At 72.3% G+C, this 16,854-nt stretch carries 24 protein-coding genes; 14 read left to right on the top strand and 10 right to left on the bottom strand.

What is annotated here, in order from left to right:
* Positions 1-3: 3 nt before the first annotated feature.
* From AB8735_RS11650 to AB8735_RS11670, 5 genes are all read right to left on the bottom strand, one after another.
* Entirely contained in the window at positions 4-936 is a 933-nt protein-coding gene (locus AB8735_RS11650) for an NADP-dependent oxidoreductase (protein ID WP_372407034.1), read from the bottom strand.
* A gap of 26 nt (positions 937-962) precedes the next feature.
* Positions 963-1,718 carry a glucose 1-dehydrogenase gene (locus AB8735_RS11655; RefSeq protein ID WP_372407036.1) on the bottom strand — a complete coding sequence of 252 codons (756 nt, stop codon included), beginning with the start codon at positions 1,716-1,718 and terminating at the stop codon, positions 963-965.
* A gap of 70 nt (positions 1,719-1,788) precedes the next feature.
* Entirely contained in the window at positions 1,789-2,550 is a 762-nt protein-coding gene (locus AB8735_RS11660; RefSeq protein ID WP_372407037.1) for an SDR family oxidoreductase, read from the bottom strand.
* A gap of 42 nt (positions 2,551-2,592) precedes the next feature.
* Positions 2,593-3,546 (bottom strand): M56 family metallopeptidase, encoded by a 954-nt coding sequence (locus AB8735_RS11665; RefSeq protein WP_372407038.1) that lies wholly within the window; start codon positions 3,544-3,546, stop codon positions 2,593-2,595.
* Positions 3,543-3,923, bottom strand: coding sequence for a BlaI/MecI/CopY family transcriptional regulator (locus AB8735_RS11670; protein WP_344031989.1), 381 nt, complete (start codon positions 3,921-3,923; stop codon positions 3,543-3,545). Before AB8735_RS11670 ends, AB8735_RS11665 begins: the two co-directional genes overlap by 4 nt.
* 121 nt (positions 3,924-4,044) lie before the next feature.
* Here AB8735_RS11670 and AB8735_RS11675 point away from each other — a divergent pair, with 121 nt between their 5' ends.
* Positions 4,045-4,665, top strand: coding sequence for a phosphatase PAP2 family protein (locus AB8735_RS11675; protein WP_372407039.1), 621 nt, complete (start codon positions 4,045-4,047; stop codon positions 4,663-4,665).
* 54 nt (positions 4,666-4,719) lie between these two features.
* Here the strand turns inward: AB8735_RS11675 and AB8735_RS11680 are convergent, their stop codons facing one another.
* Together AB8735_RS11680 and AB8735_RS11685 are read right to left on the bottom strand one after the other, a co-directional pair.
* Complete coding sequence (locus AB8735_RS11680; protein WP_344031984.1) at positions 4,720-5,004, bottom strand: hypothetical protein; 285 nt, start codon at positions 5,002-5,004, stop codon at positions 4,720-4,722.
* On the bottom strand, positions 5,001-5,384 hold the full coding sequence (locus AB8735_RS11685) for a DUF6247 family protein (RefSeq protein ID WP_344031982.1): 384 nt from the start codon (positions 5,382-5,384) through the stop codon (positions 5,001-5,003). Before AB8735_RS11685 ends, AB8735_RS11680 begins: the two co-directional genes overlap by 4 nt.
* A gap of 265 nt (positions 5,385-5,649) precedes the next feature.
* On the opposite strand from AB8735_RS11685, the gene AB8735_RS11690 reads away from it, so the two are divergent.
* Positions 5,650-6,441, top strand: coding sequence for a polysaccharide deacetylase family protein (locus tag AB8735_RS11690; RefSeq protein WP_372407041.1), 792 nt, complete (start codon positions 5,650-5,652; stop codon positions 6,439-6,441).
* A gap of 54 nt (positions 6,442-6,495) precedes the next feature.
* On the opposite strand, the gene AB8735_RS11695 is transcribed toward AB8735_RS11690, so the two are convergent.
* The gene (locus AB8735_RS11695) at positions 6,496-7,182 is read right to left on the bottom strand and encodes a TetR/AcrR family transcriptional regulator (RefSeq protein ID WP_372407042.1); all 687 of its coding nucleotides are present in this window, start codon (positions 7,180-7,182) and stop codon (positions 6,496-6,498) included.
* Positions 7,183-7,343: 161 nt separating this feature from the next.
* On the opposite strand from AB8735_RS11695, the gene AB8735_RS11700 reads away from it, so the two are divergent.
* The 4 genes from AB8735_RS11700 to sph all read left to right on the top strand — a co-directional run bounded on the left by AB8735_RS11700 (position 7,344) and on the right by sph (position 10,136).
* Complete coding sequence (locus tag AB8735_RS11700) at positions 7,344-7,904, top strand: dihydrofolate reductase family protein (protein ID WP_372407043.1); 561 nt, start codon at positions 7,344-7,346, stop codon at positions 7,902-7,904.
* A 133-nt stretch (positions 7,905-8,037) separates the two neighbouring features.
* The gene (locus AB8735_RS11705; RefSeq protein ID WP_372407044.1) at positions 8,038-8,610 is read left to right on the top strand and encodes a dihydrofolate reductase family protein; all 573 of its coding nucleotides are present in this window, start codon (positions 8,038-8,040) and stop codon (positions 8,608-8,610) included.
* Between the two features lie 52 nt (positions 8,611-8,662).
* Positions 8,663-8,875: a DUF4287 domain-containing protein gene (locus tag AB8735_RS11710; RefSeq protein ID WP_372407045.1), complete on the top strand. Its 213-nt coding sequence runs from the start codon at positions 8,663-8,665 to the stop codon at positions 8,873-8,875.
* Positions 8,876-9,155: 280 nt separating this feature from the next.
* Positions 9,156-10,136 (top strand): sphingomyelin phosphodiesterase, encoded by a 981-nt coding sequence (sph, locus tag AB8735_RS11715; RefSeq protein ID WP_372407046.1) that lies wholly within the window; start codon positions 9,156-9,158, stop codon positions 10,134-10,136.
* Positions 10,137-10,159: 23 nt separating this feature from the next.
* Here sph and AB8735_RS11720 read toward each other — a convergent pair whose 3' ends face one another.
* Complete coding sequence (locus AB8735_RS11720; RefSeq protein WP_372407047.1) at positions 10,160-10,381, bottom strand: DUF397 domain-containing protein; 222 nt, start codon at positions 10,379-10,381, stop codon at positions 10,160-10,162.
* Positions 10,378-11,193: a Scr1 family TA system antitoxin-like transcriptional regulator gene (locus AB8735_RS11725; protein WP_372407049.1), complete on the bottom strand. Its 816-nt coding sequence runs from the start codon at positions 11,191-11,193 to the stop codon at positions 10,378-10,380. The genes AB8735_RS11720 and AB8735_RS11725 overlap by 4 nt, the downstream gene beginning before the upstream one ends.
* Before the next feature lie 89 nt (positions 11,194-11,282).
* On the opposite strand from AB8735_RS11725, the gene AB8735_RS11730 reads away from it, so the two are divergent.
* The 8 genes from AB8735_RS11730 (at position 11,283) to AB8735_RS11765 (ending at position 16,767) form a co-directional block, all read left to right on the top strand.
* Positions 11,283-11,627 carry a hypothetical protein gene (locus AB8735_RS11730; protein ID WP_372407050.1) on the top strand — a complete coding sequence of 115 codons (345 nt, stop codon included), beginning with the start codon at positions 11,283-11,285 and terminating at the stop codon, positions 11,625-11,627.
* Positions 11,627-11,866, top strand: coding sequence for a DUF6255 family natural product biosynthesis protein (locus AB8735_RS11735; RefSeq protein WP_372407051.1), 240 nt, complete (start codon positions 11,627-11,629; stop codon positions 11,864-11,866). The genes AB8735_RS11730 and AB8735_RS11735 overlap by 1 nt, the downstream gene beginning before the upstream one ends.
* 238 nt (positions 11,867-12,104) lie before the next feature.
* Positions 12,105-12,647: a winged helix-turn-helix domain-containing protein gene (locus tag AB8735_RS11740; protein WP_344031967.1), complete on the top strand. Its 543-nt coding sequence runs from the start codon at positions 12,105-12,107 to the stop codon at positions 12,645-12,647.
* Positions 12,648-12,790: 143 nt separating this feature from the next.
* Positions 12,791-14,059, top strand: a complete 1,269-nt coding sequence (locus AB8735_RS11745) for a sensor domain-containing protein (protein ID WP_344031966.1) — start codon at positions 12,791-12,793, stop codon at positions 14,057-14,059.
* A gap of 12 nt (positions 14,060-14,071) precedes the next feature.
* On the top strand, positions 14,072-14,509 hold the full coding sequence (locus tag AB8735_RS11750) for a cupin domain-containing protein (protein ID WP_372407052.1): 438 nt from the start codon (positions 14,072-14,074) through the stop codon (positions 14,507-14,509).
* Between the two features lie 84 nt (positions 14,510-14,593).
* Positions 14,594-15,241 carry a response regulator transcription factor gene (locus AB8735_RS11755; protein ID WP_344031960.1) on the top strand — a complete coding sequence of 216 codons (648 nt, stop codon included), beginning with the start codon at positions 14,594-14,596 and terminating at the stop codon, positions 15,239-15,241.
* A 54-nt stretch (positions 15,242-15,295) separates the two neighbouring features.
* Positions 15,296-15,886 carry a rhomboid-like protein gene (locus tag AB8735_RS11760; RefSeq protein WP_344031959.1) on the top strand — a complete coding sequence of 197 codons (591 nt, stop codon included), beginning with the start codon at positions 15,296-15,298 and terminating at the stop codon, positions 15,884-15,886.
* Positions 15,887-15,972: 86 nt separating this feature from the next.
* Positions 15,973-16,767 carry a tyrosine-protein phosphatase gene (locus AB8735_RS11765; protein WP_372407053.1) on the top strand — a complete coding sequence of 265 codons (795 nt, stop codon included), beginning with the start codon at positions 15,973-15,975 and terminating at the stop codon, positions 16,765-16,767.
* Positions 16,768-16,854 lie beyond the last annotated feature (87 nt).

The following is a 16,854-nucleotide window of genomic DNA, read 5'->3' on the forward strand; positions in this document are numbered from 1 at the left end:
ATTTCATTCCGTCGTCAGAACCAGCTTTCCGGCGGTACGCCCGGTCTCCCCCGCCGCGTGCGCCCGCGCCGCGTCGGCGAGCGGAAAGGTGCCCGCGATCTCCGCGCGCAGTTCTCCGTCCGCGACGAGCCGGGCGACCGCGGCCATTCCCGCGTGGTCGGACTCGACGATCATCACCTCCGCGCGGACGCCGAACGGTCCGGCCTGTTCGGCCAGTTCACGTCGGCCGTACGGCTGGAGGGAGACCAGGGTGCCGCCGCGGCGCAGCGTGCGCAGGGAGCGTTCGCGGTAGTCGCCGCCGATGGTGTCGAGGACGACGTCCACGTCACGGACCGCCGTCGCGAAGTCCGTCGTGCGGTAGTCGATCGCGAGGTCGGCGCCGAGCCGGTGGAGGAACGCGTGCCGGGCGGCGCTCGCCGTGCCGATCACATGCGCCCCGCGCGCCTTGGCGATCTGCACGGCCAGATGGCCGACCCCACCGGCAGCGGCGTGGATCAACACCCGCTGCCCGGGGGCGAGTCGGGCCACGTCCACCAGGGCCTGCCAGGCGGTCAGGGCGGCGAGCGGCAGGGCGCCCGCCTGCACATGGCCGATGCCGTCCGGCTTGCGGACGAACGCCCGGGCGGGGCCGACGGCGTACTCGGCGTGCGCGCCCGCCCCGTACGGGTGCGGCAGCATCCCGAAGACCTCGTCGCCCGGCCGGTGCACGGTGACGCCGGGCCCCGTCTCCTCGACGACGCCGGAGACGTCCCAGCCCAGGACGAACGGCGGTTCGCCGAGGAAGGCGGGGCCCGCCCGGTGCTTCCAGTCGGTGGGGTTGAGACCGGCCGCGCGCACCCGGACCAGTACCTGGCCGGGGCCGGGCACGGGGACGGGCAGCCGGACCTCCTTGAGCACCTCCGGCCCGCCGAAGGCGTCCTGGCCGATCGCGCGCATCGTCCTGCCCCCGGATCCGTTCACGTTCACAGACCCAGGGGGGCCGAGCCCACGAGCCCGCCGTCGACGACCAGGTCCTGACCGGAGACGTACGCCGCGTCGTCCGAGGCGAGGAACGCCACCGCCGCGGCCACCTCCTCCGAGCTGCCCAGCCTGCCCAGCGGGATCTGGGCGGCGACGACCGCCTCCGTGGCGGGATCCGGGTTGACCTCCCGGTACATCGGGGTGTCGATATAGCCGGGGCTGACGGAGTTGACGCGGATGCGGCGGGGGGCCAGTTCGGTGCCCAGGGTGCGCGCCAGGTTGTGCACGGCGGCCTTGCTCGCCGCGTAGACGGACGCGGTCGCCAGTCCGCGGTGCAGCGTCCACGAGGCGTTGAGGACGACGGACCCGCCGTCGCGCAGTAGGGGCAGGGCCTTCTGGACGGTGTGGAAGACGCCCTTGAAGTTGACGGCGAGGATGCGGTCGACGTCCTCCTCGGTGAGCTCGGCGCCCGGCTTGAAGATCCCGACGCCGGCGTTGGCGAAGACGGTGTCCAGGCCGCCGCGCCAGTCCGCCACCCGCCGCATCAGCGCGTCGAGTTCGGCGGGGACGGCGGCGTCGGCACGGACGGTGAGGACCCGCTCCCCGCCCAGTTCCTTCGCGGCCGCCGCGAGCCGCGTCTCGTCCCGGCCGGTGATGGCCACGTGTGCGCCCTCGTCGAGGAGGCGGCGGGCGGTGGCGAGGCCCATGCCGCTGGTGCCGCCGGTGATCAGGGCTGTCTTGTCGGTGAATCGCTCCATGCCCATGATCTTCGGCCTGTCGTGGGCCCGTTGGCAGTGCGTGCTTAACCTGGGTCTGTCACCACCACTTTCAGCGGGTCGTGTACCCGCCGTTGATGAAGAGCGTCTGCCCGTTGAGCCACCAGCCGTCCGTCAGCAGGAACTTGACGTACGGGGCGATGTCCTCGATCTTCGTCAGCTCACCGTTCATCGCGGACGACTTGTGGTACGCGACGGAGTCGTCGGTCTCGGCCGGATAGAAGAACGGGGTGTCCATCGGCCCGGGGGCGATGTTGTTGACCGAGATCCGGCGGCCGAAGAGCTCCTTGGACAGGGCCCGGGTGAAGTGCTCGACGGGGGCCTTGCTGCCGGCGTAGACGGAATACAGACCCGTGTAGGCGGCGAGCAGCGAGGTGACGATGGTGACGATCTTCCCGCCGTCCTCCAGCCGCTTGGCGGCCTCGCGCATCATGAAGTACGCCGCCTTGGTGTTGACGGCGAACATCTTGTCGAACTCCTCCTCCGAGGTCTCGGTCATCGGCTTCTTGATGACCATGCCCGCGGTGTTCACCATGCAGTCGACCCTGCCGAACTCCCGTACCGCGGTGTCGAAGAGCTTCTCCACCTCGGCCGGCTTCGTCAGGTCGCCCTGGTGCGTGACCGCCTCGCCGCCCGCCTTCCGGACGTCGGCGGCGGTCTGCTCGGCCTTGTCCCGGGAGGAGTCGCTGTTGTAGTGGACGACGACCTTGGCCCCGTCCGCCGCGACCTCCTTGGCGATCAGACTGCCGAGGTTCTTCGACGCGCCCCCGATGACGACGACCTTGCCCTTGAGCGTATGCGTCTGCGCGGCCATGGCGGTGCCTCCAGAGACATGAGGGGATGCGCCTCTCCCACGCTAGGGGGCTCCCGCGCCCCCCGCATGCGCAGCGCCCGGGACCTCGCCCTGGGCGATCTCGATCCGCTGGTGGAGGCTGACCGCACCGGCTCCGGCGGCGGCCAGGGACAGACCCGCGCAGAGGGCGAGCAGGGCTCCGAGCAGCGGCGCAAGGCGGTGCGGGCGATGCGGCGGGCCGAGCAGGGCCGCGACGCGCTGCGGCACCGGGCCGGAGGTGGCGCCCGCGGCGCCGGCCGGCCGGGCGCTGTGCGCCGCGCTCGCGGCAAGGGCGGCACGGCCGATGGCCCGGGCGGTCAGCCGCCGGTCGCCGGTGGTGGCGGCGGCCGCCTCGTCGGCGGTGCGCTCGACGGCCAGCCGGACGGCGGGGCGCACGGCGCGCAGGCCCGGGTGGCAGTGGGCGGCGAGCTCGGCGACGAGGAGGTGGAGGTGGTGGCGCCCGGCGAGGTGGGCGCGCTCGTGGGCGAAGAGCGCCTCGCGCTCGGCGGGGGCGAGGCTGCGGAGCATCCCGGTGGTGACCACGATCCGGCCCGGCCGCCCGGGCAGCGCGTAGGCGTCCGGGCCGGGGCTGTCGATCACGCAGAGGTCGCCGACCGTCGGCCGGGCGGCCGCCCTGCGCCGGGCCGAGCGCAGCCCGCCGGCCTGGCGCAGCGCGGAGCGGACCAGTTTCCAGGCGCAGACGGCGAGCGCCCCGGCGGCCGGCGCGGCCAGCGGCAGCACCACGGGATTCGCGTTCAGCGGGTGGACGAGCTCCTCCAGCGCGGCGAAGAGCGGCAGGCGCAGCAGCCCGGCGAGGACGAGCGTGCCGAGGGCGGCCAGCGAGGAGCAGGCCAGCGCGAGGACGGTGAGGGTCAGCGCCCACAGGGCGGCGCCGGGGGCCAGGCGTGCGACGGCGTGCCGCGCCAGCAGGGGCAGGGCGCAGGGCGCCAGCAGCGGGACCAGCAGCAGACCGGTCACTGGTCACCGGCGTCGAGGAGTTCGCGCAGCAGGCGTTCGTCGTCCGCGCTGAGCTGGTCCACGAAGCGGGCCAGGACGGTTCCCCGGTCGCTGTCCCGCTCCAGTTCGCGGTGCATGCGGCGGGCGGTCAGACCCTGGGCGTCCTGGGCGTCCCGGACGGGGAAGTAGGCGTAGCCGCGGCCGGACCGTTCGCGCCCGACGAGGCCCTTCTCGTGCAGGCGGGACAGGATCGTGGCCACCGTGGTGCGGGCCGGCTCCGGATCCAGGGCGCGCCGCACCCGCTCGGGGGTCATCGCCTCCCCGGCGGCCCACAGCGCGGCCATGACGCCGGCCTCCAGCTCGCCCGCCGGCCGTCGGCCGTCCTGCTTGCCGATCACGGAACCTCCATCCCCCTGCGGTCGTCTACAGTGCCGTAGACCGTCTACACGATTGTAGTCGGCCATTGCGGGCGGCCTGAACGTGGACGCCCGCCCACCCCATGATGAAGGGACCGCTCACGTGACCGCCCCTCTCACCGTCCTCGCCTACGACGGTTCCGGCATCGACGGCTCCGTCTACACGGGCGTGGTCGGCCTGGCCCGCCGTTCCCCGGGCTGGCTGGACTCCCTCGTCACCGCGTGGTCGGCGTACGGGCTGGCGCTGTTCGCCGTCCTGATGGCGGTGGCGTGGTGGCGCGCCCGCGCCCGGGGCCCACGCGCTGCGGTACCGGCGCTGGCCGCCCCGCTGATCGTCGTCGCGGCCTTCGCCCTCGACGACCTGCTGAAGGCGGTGGTGCGCGAGGACCGCCCCTGCCGGACCCTGCACACCGTCACCCTGGAGGCCTGCCCGGCCCCCGGCGACTGGTCCTTCCCCAGCAACCACGCGACGCTGGCCGCCGCCGCGGCGGTCGCCGTCTGGTTCGTCTCCCGGCGGCTGGGCCTCCTCACGGCGGTCGCGGCCCTGGCGATGGCCGCGTCCCGGGTGTGGGTGGGCGTCCACTATCCGCACGACGTGGCCGCCGGTGTCGCGGTCGGCGCCCTGACCGCGGCCGTCCTCGCCGTACTGGTGCGCCGCTGCTCCGACGCGGTGGCGCGCCGACTGACGGCGACGCGGCTGCGGCCCCTGCTGACGTCCTCGTGAACTCCCGTGGCGCCGCACCCCTGTTGGCCCTGGCCGGGCCGCCCCGTGCCGCGGCTACAGCAGGTGCGGCGGCGGGACCACCAGAACGACGAAGATCGCCCGCGGTCGACGGCCCGGCAGAGCCTGCGTCTCGAACCACCCGCCACAGGGCAGATCATGTCGGCGAGCGGTACCGGTACCCATCTCCTCGCCCAGGGTGTTCGGGTCGACGCCCATGTTGGCGAGCTTGACGATCTCGTCGGCTATCGCCTTGACCTCGTCCCTGACGATCTTCGGATAGCTCAGCTCGTCCTCGGCGTGGAAAGCGCTGTCCCAGACCCAGTAGTCCTCATCGCTCACCGAGCGACCCCGGACCCGGCCCCGATGGCGGGAACACCCGCCTCGGCCGCCGCTGCGGCCCGGATCGAGCTGATCTCCACGGCGATGCGCCGCGCCTCTCCCGCGTCGCTGACCAGCTCGGCCCGCGCTTGCAGCTCACGCAGGCGTGCCGCATTCTCCGGGTGCCGCTCGACCGCCACCTCGATGGCCCACCGCTCGACGAACCGGCGCAGCGGATCGGAGCTGGTCTGCTCGCGTGCGCGGTCCGTCGAGCGCGCGCGGTCCGCATCGAAGGCGGCGAGGCGCCCCGGGGCGACCTGCGCCAGCGCCGCACGGAGCGCTTCCGGGGTCGCGGACGGCTGCGGGACGGCAGTGTGCCGGTGTAGGGGCTGTGCACTCACGGTGCCTCCCTCCTCAGGGGTGTCGGTTCGACCGTATCGCGTCGGCAGGGAGCGGGTCCTCGTCCTGCTCGATCTGTTGACGGCCTCGCGCGGCAGCGGGAACGCGCACGGCGGGCTCGCCTCCCACCACACCATGCCCATCCGATGACGCGCCTGTTCGCGTTCCATGACCAAACGATGAGAGCGCCCTTTTTCCGGCTTCTTCTCCGTTTCTCCATGTTTCGCTCTGGGAGCAGACAGGACCGGAACGAGAGGAGCGGCCGACGTGAAGGCATGGATTCCGCGAGGAACACGGCGGTGGGCGCGGCCCCTCGGAGCGACGGCCGCGGCCGGGGTCGCGATGGCGGCGCTGACCGGCACGGTCGTGTTCGCCGGCGGCGGGGCCGCGGGCGGGGGCAAGAGCGGCGGCACCACGGTCACCGACCCGTCCCTCCCGGCCCCCCGGGTGGACATGCGCATAGTCCGCGAGTCGGACCGGGACGGCAAGGCCGTCAACCTCACCCTCGACGACGGCCCCGACCCCACCTGGACCCCCAAGGCCCTGGAGATACTGGCCCGTTACGGCGCCAAGGCCACGTTCTGCATGACCGGCCCCAACGCCCGCGCCCACCCGGACCTGGTGAAGAAGGTCGTCGCCGCGGGACACCGGCTCTGCGACCACTCCATGAGCCACGACACCGCCATGGACAAGAAGCCCGTGGGCTACCAGAAGAAGGAGATCCTGGACGCGCAGAAGATGATCGAGGAGGCCGCGGGGGGCGAGCGGGTGCGCTACTACCGGGCGCCCGGCGGCGCGTTCACCCCGCAGAGCCGCCAGCTGGCCGCCGCGCACGGCATGGTGAACCTGGGCTGGAACGTGGACCCCGGGGACTACGAGCGGCCGGGGACCGACGCCATCGTCGCCAAGGTGAAGCGGCAGCTGCGCAACGGGCCGACGATCCTCCTCCACGACGGCGGCGGGGACCGCGCGCAGAGCATGGAGGCGCTGGAGCGGCTGCTGCCGTGGCTGAAGGAGCAGGGGTACGCGTTCGGGTTCCCGAAGATCCCCCAGGCGTAGGTACGGTCTGACGGGCCGCGGGTGTCGAGAGGCTTCCGCTGCGCTCGGCGGGGATCAGAGGCCGCGTTCGATCATGTCGATGACGTGTTGGCCGGCGTCGTGGGCCTGGGTGGGATGGAGGCCGCGCAGGGGGCCGTCGATGAGAAGGACGGCGAAGCCGTGGACGGCGGACCAGGCGAGGAACTCGGCGCCGGGGCGCCGGTCCTCGGGCAGCAAGCCGGTCTCGACCAGGCCGTCGAGGGCGGCGCCGAGGAGCTCGAAGGGGGTCCTGCCGGTGAGGCCCGCCGCATCGTCGTCCGCAGCGTGCGCCATGTCGCCGGGGACGTGGAAGGCCACGCGGAACAACCCGGGCTCCTCCTGCGCGAAGCGCAGATAGCCGGTGCCGACCGCGCGGAAGCGGGCCCGGGCGGCGGCCGCCGGGTCCTCGGTCGGCGGCAGCGCGGCCTGCTCGGCCTCCATGGTGCGGGCGACCTCGGCCATGGCGGCCTGCGAGACGGCGTGCAGCAGCGCGCCCCGGTCGGCGAAGTGCCGGTAGGCGGCGTTGGGGGCTACCCCGGCCTGCCGCGTGGCCGCGCGCAGCACGATGGCCTCGGGGCCGCCCTGGCGGGCGAGTGCGAGACCGGCTTCTATCAGCGCGTTGCGGAGGTCGCCATGACGGTAGGTGTCCCGCTTCGGCTTACCGGTCCTCTTCTCGCTGCCGCCCCTGTCCGCGTTCCTGCTGTCGTTCCCGGTCGCCGGCACGGCCACCCGCCTCCAATGTGGACAGCATCCACTTATTCCGTCTAGGCTCCTGTTCGAGCAGTCGGGGGGCGCGGATCACCATGCCGCCCGTATGTGAACATCGTACACAAGTGGCAGTCGCCGGCCGTTCGGCCGCTTCTTCTTCAGGGGGCCCGCTCCGCATGGGAAAGATCACGCACTTTGTGCACCAGTCGCTGGACGGCTTCATCGAGGGACCGAACGGGGAGTTCGACTGGCCCCGCATGGACGGCGAACTGTCCGCCCACTCGCAGGCCCTCACCGGCAGCGCCGACGTCTTCCTGTACGGCCGCAAGGTGTGGGACATGATGTCCGGCTTCTGGCCCCGCGCCGAGGAGTTCTCCACCCACGAGCACGACCTCGCCTTCGCGCCGGTCTGGCGCAAGGCGCCCAAGGTCGTCGTCTCATCGACGCTGACCGAGGCCGACTGGAACACCCGCGTCATCAACACCGACGTCATCGAGGAGCTCACCGCCCTCAAGGACAGCGGCGCGCACCTGCTGCTGTTCGGCGGCTCCACGCTGGCAGGCTTCCTCACCGAGCACCGACTGATCGACGAATACCAGATCTTCGTTCACCCCGTCGTGCTCGGCGGCGGCAAGCGCGTCTTCACGACTCCCACGCAGCGGTTCGACCTCACCCTGGCCGAGACCAGGACCTTCGACTCCCAAGTGGTCCTCCTCCGTCACGAACGGGCCGACTAGAGCGTGTCCGACGAGTCTCTCCGCGGTCAGCAGTCGGAGATCACGGTGGGTGCGCCGCGGCAGCCCGAATGAGCGAAGCGCACACCGGCCGCACCCTCACCCACCCGGACCCGAGATACCGAGGAACCCCAAGATGCGCACCCTGATAAGCACCGCGTTCATCTCGCTCGACGGCGTCGTGGAGGCACCGGGCGGCGAGCCCGGATACCGCAACTCCGGATGGACCTTCAAACACACCGAGTTCCTGCCCGAGGCGTTCGACATCAAGGGCCGCGAGCAGCAGGAAGCCACCGCGGTACTGATGGGCCGCACCAGCTACGAAGCGTTCAGCCCGGTGTGGCCGGACATGGCGGACTTCGCCGACTACAAGGTGATGCCGAAGTACGTCGTCTCCACCACTCTCACCGAGGACGACCTGGTCTCCGACTGGGGCGAGACCACGATCCTGCGCTCACTCGACGAGGTCGCCGCGCTGAAGGAGACCGAGGGCGGCCCGATCATCGTCCACGGCAGCGCCTCCCTCAACCAAGCCCTCTCGGACGCCGGCCTGATCGACCGCTACCACCTCCTCGTCTTCCCGCTCCTCCTCGGCGCCGGCAAGCGACTGTTCAGCGCCACGGACAAGGACACCCAGAAGCTGAAGCTCGTCGAGCACGCGGCCTACGCCAACGGCCTGCAGAAGAACGTCTTCGACGTCGTCCGCTGACAAACCTCCCGCACCCGCAGCACGCACACGGACAGAAGGACAGCACTCCGACATGACCGCCGCCGTGAAAGGCCCTGCCAGCTACTTCCCGTCGATCGAGGAGAAGTACGGCCGCCAGATCCCGGAGTGGAAAGACCTCATCCGCTCCTCCCCCCTGACCAAGCACATGGAGCTCGTCGCCTGGCTGAAGACGGAACACGGCCTGGGACACGGCCACGCCAACGCCCTGGTCGCCCATACCCTCGCCAAGGACACCGGCAGGTGAACCCCTCCCCCGAGAGCCCTTGAGCAGGGTCGCAGCGGTCAGGGACGGAGCGCGATCCGTGCACAAGCGGTCCGGCCGGGTCCACGGGCGGCCATGCGCCCCGGCCGTCACCGACCCATCGGACAGAGCCCGAACCGTACGACGGGTACCGGACCCTGTACGGACCGTCCGCTCCCCTCTCACCTGATGGACAGTCAGACATCGCCGCCCTCGCCCGGTATAGGAGTTCATCCCGCACCGCCAAAATGATCTTGAACTCGACAACTCCACAGGGAGACCCATGCCGCCGACAACGACGTCCACGGCACGCGGAGCCGTCGCGCTGACCGCGCTCCTCGCCACCCTGGCCCTGCCCTCGCCCGCCCGGGCGGCCACCCCTGCCCTCGACGTGCTCACCTACAACACGTTCCTCATGAGCACCAATCTCTACCCCAACTGGGGCCAGGAGCACCGCGCCCGGGCGATCACCGGCGCCGGATTCTTCCGGGGCCACGACGCCGTCGTCCTCACCGAGGCCTTCGACAACTCCGCCTCCGCGACCCTGAAGTCGCGGGCCGCCGGCCGCTACCCGCACCAGACGCCCGTCGTCGGACGCGGCCGGGACGGCTGGGACGCCACCGGCGGGAGCTACTCCGCCTCCACCCCGGAGGACGGCGGGGTGACCGTCCTCAGCAAGTGGCCCATCGTCCGCAAGGAACAGTTCGTCTTCAAGGAGGCGTGCGGCTCCGACAAGTGGTCCAACAAGGGCTTCGCCTACGCCGTCCTCGACGTCCGCGGCGCCCGGGTCCACCTCGTGGGCACGCACACCCAGTCCACCGACAGCGGCTGCGGCGCCGGTGAGGCGGTGGCGCTCCGCGCCCGCCAGTTCCGGCAGATCGACGCCTTCCTCAAGGAGAAGAAGATCCCGGCGGACGAGCAGGTCCTGCTCGCGGGCGACCTGAACGTGGACGCGCGCGGGCCGGAGTACGCGTCCATGCTCGCCAACTCCGGCTTCACCGGCGCCGATTCGCGCGCCGGACACCCGCGCTCCTTCGACACGAAGCAGAACTCCATCGCGGCGTACCGCTACCCCGACGACTCCAGCGAGGACCTCGACTACGTCCTCCACCGGGCGGGCCACGCGCGGCCCGCCTCCTGGCGGAACACGGTCGTGAAGGAGACGTCCGCACCGTGGACGGTCTCCAGCTGGTTCCGGACGTACACGTACACCGATCTCTCCGACCACTATCCGGTGGTCGGCGGCGGCGGATCGCGTTCCTGACGGCGGCCGCCCGCGCACGCGGATCAGCGTGCGCGGGCGGTCATGGTGCCGGTGCTCACGGCGGCGACGAATGCCGTCCAGGCGGGGGCGCTGGCCGCTATGGCCGGGCCGTCGGGAGCCTTGCTGTCCCTTATCGGGACGACGCCGGAGAATTGGTCGGCCACTTCGACGCAGGTGTCGTGGGCCGTACTGTACGAGCTCTTGCGCCACTCAACCGAGGTCGGGCGAAAGCGGACGGCGCTCATGAGTATCGCTCCCCAAGTACCTTCTCGATCAACTTCATTGAATCATCGGGGGACATGGCGCTCCGCCGGAGCCGCTCGTACAACGACAGGTACTGGGCAACGGCATCCCTGCGGGTGATGTACGTACCTTCGAAAGCCCCGCTCCGGTAGACGATGTCCTTACCGCTGGGGAGCTTCGAAATCGTCAGCATCCCGATGTCGGTCAGGAGCCCGCATCCCACGAAAGGAACGACCTGAATGCTGATATGCGGCTTGGCCGCCATGTCCGCCAGGTCCCGCAGCTGGCCGCGCATGACCTCGGCTCCGCCGACAACCCAGTGCAGGGCTGCTTCCTTGAGAACCCCGTAGAACTTCGGAGCACCGGGACGGTCCAGCAACGCCCGTCGCGCGGTGCGGTGCTGCATCTTCTGCTCGAGATCACCCCCGTAATGCTCCATGCTCTGCGCGAGGATCGCCCTTGCATACCCTTCGGACTGCAGAAGCGCGGGAATGACGTCGGTGAGGTGCCGGATCTCGACCGCCCTGTTCTCGATCTGGGCCAGCTTCTGAATCCATTTGGCATCAGGGTTGTCGTTAACCCTGTCCCACTCGCCCAGGAGCGCTCCGCCCGCGCCCAGAACGTCGTCCAGCGCTTCCGCCTGCCGCTTGGACGGAAGGCTCTGGCCCGCCTCGAACTGCGCGATCCTGGCGTGGGAGAGGAACACTTTCCTGCCCAGCTTCGCCTGCGACCAGCCGCGCCGCAGGCGATGCTCGCGCAATGCCGCCCCGTACCGCGCGACAAGCGATTGCGACGGGTCAAGTGGCTTTGCCACAGGCACAGTTGTTCGCCCCCATTCAAGTCTCCCGGGTCTTGAACCCGGAACCCTGGCCACCGTACTGCCGCGCCACCATCCTCGACACCGTGACGTACAGACCAGGCACGTTCGTCGTCGACGTGCGCCAGAACCGGCTCGCCCAAGTGATCAGTACCACCGACGACACCGCCCGGCTCCGTGAACCGGAGCCCGGTACCGGAACAGGCGACGCCCCCGAGTGGGAGGCCCACGCCTCCGCCCTCCGGCTGGCGACCCGCGACGAGCGCGCCGCGGCCGGGCTCGCCCCGTACCAGTCCGGCTGCGCCGAGTGCGTCGCGCTGGACAGCGCGCGGCGCGCGGCCGCCGGCGACCGGGCGACGGCGGGGCGCGCCACCGCCGCCGCGTACACGCACTGGATCACGGCGCACACCGGCCGCTGGGGAGGGAAGTGATGCACCGGGCCGTGGGGCGCCTCGTGCACCACTGCCCGCACCCTTCCGGCTGGGAGGCCGCGGGCGAGGGCGAGGAGGTCTGCGCGGAGTGCGGGACGCGCCGGTTCCACGGCTACGGCGCGCTCCGGCCGCCGGGGCTGCCGGAGGCGGTGGCCCCGCACCCGCCCCCGCACCCGCCCTCGCCCCCGCACACCCCGCCCCGGGGGGCTGCTGCCCGCCCACCCGCCATGCTTCAATAGGGCCATGGGCAGCCACCAGAACACCGTGACGGGTCGCAACGACCTTGAGCCTTTCTGGCCGTCCCGCCAGCATCACGACTTCGACCGAGTGTGTTGTCGCGCGTGTAGTCCCGCGCAGGCCCCTCTCTTCAGCTGACCCCTTACGTCGAAGTCAGCAGCCGGTACCGCTACCGGCCAACGGCCCGCGCAACCGCACGTCCTTTTCGGCGTTCCTCCGCGCGAAAGAGCTGAGCTCCCCATGACGAACCCCGTCCACACGCTGTCCCCGTCCGTCGCCGGTATCCCCGCCCAGCGCCAGCGGCTGCGAGCCGTCGCCCCGGACGAGGTGCCCCCGGTCGCCGACCTGCTGCACCCCGGGGCCACCTGGCTGCCCGCTCCGCAGCACTCCCTGCCGACCCTGCCCGGCCAGCCGCCGATGGTCGGCTACCTGGTCCTTGTACCGGCCGAGCAGCCGGCCCCGGACGGCGCGGGGCCCGCGCTGCACGGGGACGCGCTGGTGAGCATCGACCCCGAGCAGCGCACGGCCCGGGTCGCCGGGCGGCTGCTGGACCTGACGTACTTGGAGTTCGAACTGCTGGCGCATCTCGTGGCGCACCCGCACCGGGTGCACACCCGCGACCAGTTGGTGACCACCGTGTGGGGCTACGGTCACGTGGGCGACGGTCGGACCGTCGACGTCCATGTCGCCCGGCTGCGCCGCAAGATGGGCGCGGAGCACCGCAGGTCGATCGTGACCGTGCGCCGGGTCGGCTACAAGTACGCGCCCCCGGCCGGCGTCTGACCCCGCCGCCCGCGGTGGTGGTGTACCTACGTACACCCCCACCCCTCGGGCCACACCCCGTGACCTGGCCGGAAACAGCCGGGAGACTGAGGGGGAGGCCCGGGGGAACCGCTCCCGGGACGGAGCCCGGGAGAGCGCGCACGATGAAGATCCGCACAGCACTGCAGGCCGCCGCGAGGTCGCTGTGGCTCGCGCTCTCGGGTGCGATCTCCTCCATCGTCCTGTTCACCCTCGCGATCGTCTCGATCTGCCTCATCCCGGTGGGCATCGGCCTCTTCACCGCGCCCCACGCCCTCAAGGCCGTCCGGCGGTACGCCAACCAGCGCCGGCTGCACGCCATGGAGTGGTCCGGGGTCTCCATCCCCGTCCCCTACCGGACGCTGCCCCGGCGCGGCGGCTTCATCGGGCAGGTCGAGCTCTGCCAGGCGCTGCTGAAGGACAGGGCGACCTGGCGCGACGTGGAGTGGCTGCTGGTGGACGCGACCGCGGGCTTCGCGCTGGCCATGCTGGCGCCCGTGCTCTTCCTGTACTTCCCGTGGGGCATCGTGCTGGCCTGCGGCGTCTGGAAGCCGATCGTGGACGCCGGTGGCAACGAGTGGTTCGCGTTCATCCACATCACCGGCCAGACCAGCGCCAACCTCGCGGCCGGTCTGGGCGCGGTCTTCGCCCTCATCGGCGTCTTCGCCGCCCCGGCCCTGCTGCGCGCCCACTTCAACCTCGCCCGGCAGCTGCTGCACCCCGACCACGAGCGCGAGCTCGAACTGCGCGTCCAGCACCTGACGGAGACCCGGCACGACGCGGTGGACAGCTCCGCCGCCGAGCTGCGGCGCATCGAGCGGGACCTGCACGACGGCGCCCAGGCCCGGCTCGTCGCCATGGGCATGAGCCTGGGCACCATCGAGGCGCTGATCGAGAAGGACCCGGCGCAGGCCAAGCGGCTGCTGGCCGCCGCCCGCGCCGACTCCGCCGAGGCGCTGACCGAACTGCGGGACCTGGTGCGCGGCATCCACCCGCCGGTCCTCGCCGAGCGCGGCCTGGGCGACGCGGTGCGGGCGCTGGCGCTGCGCCTGCCACTGCCGGTCGAGGTGACGGTGGACCTGCCGGGCCGGGCCTCCGAACCCGTCGAGTCCGCGGCCTACTTCGCGGTCAGCGAGGTGCTCACCAACGCCGTCAAGCACGCGGAGGCGAGCCGGATCCGGGTGGACCTGTACCACGCGGACGGGATGCTGCGCGCGGCCGTCACCGACGACGGGCGCGGCGGCGCGGACACCTCGCGGGGCACGGGGCTGCTGGGCGTCGAGCGGCGGCTGGGCGCCTTCGACGGGGTGCTGGCGGTCAGCAGCCCGGCGGGCGGGCCGACGCTCGTCACGATCGAGATCCCGTGCGCCCTGGCCGCATCCGCCGCCGGATGAGACAGTCGGCGCATGGCCGACATTTCCCCTCTGGTCCCCCTCCTCGGGCTGGAACCGCACCCCGAGGGCGGGTGGTACCGCGAGACGTGGCGGACGTCCCGCAGCGCGACCCCGGACGGCTATCCGGGGCCGCGGGCGTTCGCGACCGGCATCCACTTCCTGCTGCATCCCGGTGAGCGCTCCCGCTGGCACCGGGTGCGCTCCGACGAGCTGTGGCTGTGGCACCGCGGCGGCCGGCTGCGGCTGCGCCTGGGCGGCAGCGGCAACGCGCCCGACGGGGCGGGGGCCCGGGAGGTCGTCCTCGGCCCGGGCGTCGAGGACGGCGACCGGCCTCAGCTGCTGGTCCCCGGCGGCGCCTGGCAGGACGCCGAACCCCTGGACGGCGAGCCGGTGTTGGTGAGCTGCGTGGTGGCCCCGGGCTTCGACTTCGCGGACTTCACCATGACCTGAGGCGGCGCGGCCCCGACGGCACAGGGACAATGGGGACACCGGGCCCGTGGGGGGCGCGGCCTTCCTCACCCTGGAGTCCTCAAGTTGCGTGTCGTGCTCGCCGAAGACCTGTTCCTGCTGCGCGACGGGCTGGTCCGGCTGCTGGAGGCCTATGGCTTCGAGGTCGTCGCGGCCGTGGAGAGCGGTCCCGAGCTGAGCCGGGCGCTGGCCGAGCTGAAGCCCGACGTCGCGGTGGTGGACGTCCGGCTGCCGCCGTCCTTCACCGACGAGGGCCTGCAGTGCGCCCTGGCGGCGCGGCGGGCCACGCCGGGGCTGCCCGTGCTGGTGCTCTCCCAGCATGTGGAGCAGCTCTACGCGCAGGAGCTGCTGGCCGACGGCAGCGGCGGCGTCGGCTATCTGCTCAAGGACCGGGTCTTCGACGCCGAGCAGTTCGTCGACGCCGTCCGGCGGGTGGCGGGCGGCGGTACGGCGATGGACCCGCAGGTCATCTCGCAGTTGCTGTCCCGGCGCTCGCAGGACGCGCCGATGGCCCGGCTCACCCCGCGGGAGCGGGAGGTCATCGAGCTGATGGCGGAGGGGCGTTCCAACGCGGCCATCGCGGACCGGCTCGTCGTCACCGAACGGGCCGTCGCCAAGCACACCTCCAACATCTTCGCCAAGCTGGGCCTCGCGCCCTCCGACGACGACAACCGCCGGGTCCTGGCCGTGCTCGCCTACCTCGACCGCGGCTGACACCACGCACAAAAGGGGCTGGCGCGGCCCCAACGGGCGTCCGATGATGGGCGGATGACGATCACCGCGCTCCCGGTCCGCCTCGCCCCGGCCTACGTCGGCACCGTCCAGCTCGGCGCCCTCGCGGCACGGCGGCTGCTGAACCCCGCCCGCCGCGCCCGGCTCCTGCGCCGCTGCTCGACCAACGTGGACAACCTGTCCGCCGGGCGCTGGGACACCCTCGTCACCAGCGCCCTGGTCGTCGAGGCGCCGATGGACCTGGGGTACGCGCTGCTGCTGCTCGCCGTCCTCGGGTACACGGAGTACGCCTACGGCGCGTGGTGGGCGGCGGGCGCCTTCGCCTGGGGGCACGTGGGCGCCTCGCTCCTCGTCTACGGAGGTCTGCGCGCCGTGCGGGCCGGGCAGCGGACCCGGTCCGCGACCGACGTCGGCACCAGTTACGGCCGCAACGCCGTCCTGGGGTTCCTCGCCGCCTCCCTGCCGGCCGGCCGATGGCGGACGGTGGCCTGTTCGGCGCTGCTGGCGCTGGCCGTCCGCCCGTTGGCGACCCGCCGGCCCGACTTCACCGACGCGGGGCACCTGACGGCCCTGCTCCTCGGCCTGGGCCTGGGCGCGGGCCGTGAACGGACCCTCGCCCTCCGGTGACATCGCGGCCTCGGCTACCGTTCTCCACAATAAAAGTGGAAAGCGGAAAAACCCGAGAGAACGCCCAGGGCCAGGGAGAAGCGCGCATGCCGCAGTTCGACGCCTCGACCATCATCAATCTCCGCGACCTCGGCGGCGTCGCGCTGGCCGGCAACTCCGCCGTGCGTCCGGGGCTGCTGCTGCGCTCCGGCCCCCTCGACCGGCACGACCCCGCGGCGGACCCGGCCGTCGCCGCGCTCGGCATCCGCACGGTGGTGGACCTGCGCGGCGAGCACGAGCGCCGCGAGCGCCCGGACCGGCTGCCGAAGGGGGCCCGGCTGATCGTCGCGGACGTGATGGCCGACGGCGCGGCGCCGGGCGGCGAGCCCGTACCCGCGAGCCTCGACTCCATCCTCGGCAGCCCGGCCGTGGCCGAGCAGCGCCTCGGCGGCGGCAAGGCGGAGAAGCTGATGGCCGACTCCTACCGGGCGTTCGTCACCTCCGACGCCGCCTGCCGCGCCTACGGACGGCTGCTGACCACCCTGGCCGAGCCCGACTGCGGCCCCCTGCTCTTCCACTGCACCGCCGGCAAGGACCGCACCGGCTGGGCCGCCACCGTCCTGTTGCTGCTGCTCGGCGCGGACGAGGCGACCGCCGAGGCGGAGTACCTCGCGGTGGCCCCCGCCGTACGGGCCGCCTTCGCCCCGGTCGTCGACCGCTTCACCGCCGCCGGCGGCGACCCCGCCCTCCCCGAAGCCCTCTTCGGCGTGCGCCCGGCCTATCTGGCGGCCGCCCTGGAGGAGCTCCGGCGGACGCACGGGTCCGTGGAGGGGTACGTCCGCGTGGGACTGGGCGTGCCGGATGCCGCGGTGAACCGGATCAGGGACCGTTACGTGGCGTAGCGAAGGGTACGTGGCGTAGCGAAGGGCCTGGCGACAGGGGCCGGCGACAGGGCCCGGCGACGCTCCTCCGGCGCCCCTCCGAGCGGA

Source organism: Streptomyces luteireticuli, from assembly GCF_041519305.1.
Taxonomy (GTDB): Bacteria; Actinomycetota; Actinomycetes; order Streptomycetales; family Streptomycetaceae; genus Streptomyces; species Streptomyces luteireticuli.

Coding starts and splice junctions, on each gene's coding strand:
- AB8735_RS11650 (WP_372407034.1), bottom strand. CDS start 936: ATGCGCGCGATCGGCCAGGACGCCTTCGGCGGGCCGGAGGTGCTCAAG.
- AB8735_RS11655 (WP_372407036.1), bottom strand. CDS start 1,718: ATGGAGCGATTCACCGACAAGACAGCCCTGATCACCGGCGGCACCAGC.
- AB8735_RS11660 (WP_372407037.1), bottom strand. CDS start 2,550: ATGGCCGCGCAGACGCATACGCTCAAGGGCAAGGTCGTCGTCATCGGG.
- AB8735_RS11700 (WP_372407043.1), top strand. CDS start 7,344: ATGGGAAAGATCACGCACTTTGTGCACCAGTCGCTGGACGGCTTCATC.
- AB8735_RS11705 (WP_372407044.1), top strand. CDS start 8,038: ATGCGCACCCTGATAAGCACCGCGTTCATCTCGCTCGACGGCGTCGTG.
- AB8735_RS11710 (WP_372407045.1), top strand. CDS start 8,663: ATGACCGCCGCCGTGAAAGGCCCTGCCAGCTACTTCCCGTCGATCGAG.
- sph (WP_372407046.1), top strand. CDS start 9,156: ATGCCGCCGACAACGACGTCCACGGCACGCGGAGCCGTCGCGCTGACC.
- AB8735_RS11720 (WP_372407047.1), bottom strand. CDS start 10,381: ATGAGCGCCGTCCGCTTTCGCCCGACCTCGGTTGAGTGGCGCAAGAGC.
- AB8735_RS11735 (WP_372407051.1), top strand. CDS start 11,627: ATGCACCGGGCCGTGGGGCGCCTCGTGCACCACTGCCCGCACCCTTCC.
- AB8735_RS11740 (WP_344031967.1), top strand. CDS start 12,105: ATGACGAACCCCGTCCACACGCTGTCCCCGTCCGTCGCCGGTATCCCC.
- AB8735_RS11745 (WP_344031966.1), top strand. CDS start 12,791: ATGAAGATCCGCACAGCACTGCAGGCCGCCGCGAGGTCGCTGTGGCTC.
- AB8735_RS11750 (WP_372407052.1), top strand. CDS start 14,072: ATGGCCGACATTTCCCCTCTGGTCCCCCTCCTCGGGCTGGAACCGCAC.
- AB8735_RS11760 (WP_344031959.1), top strand. CDS start 15,296: ATGACGATCACCGCGCTCCCGGTCCGCCTCGCCCCGGCCTACGTCGGC.
- AB8735_RS11765 (WP_372407053.1), top strand. CDS start 15,973: ATGCCGCAGTTCGACGCCTCGACCATCATCAATCTCCGCGACCTCGGC.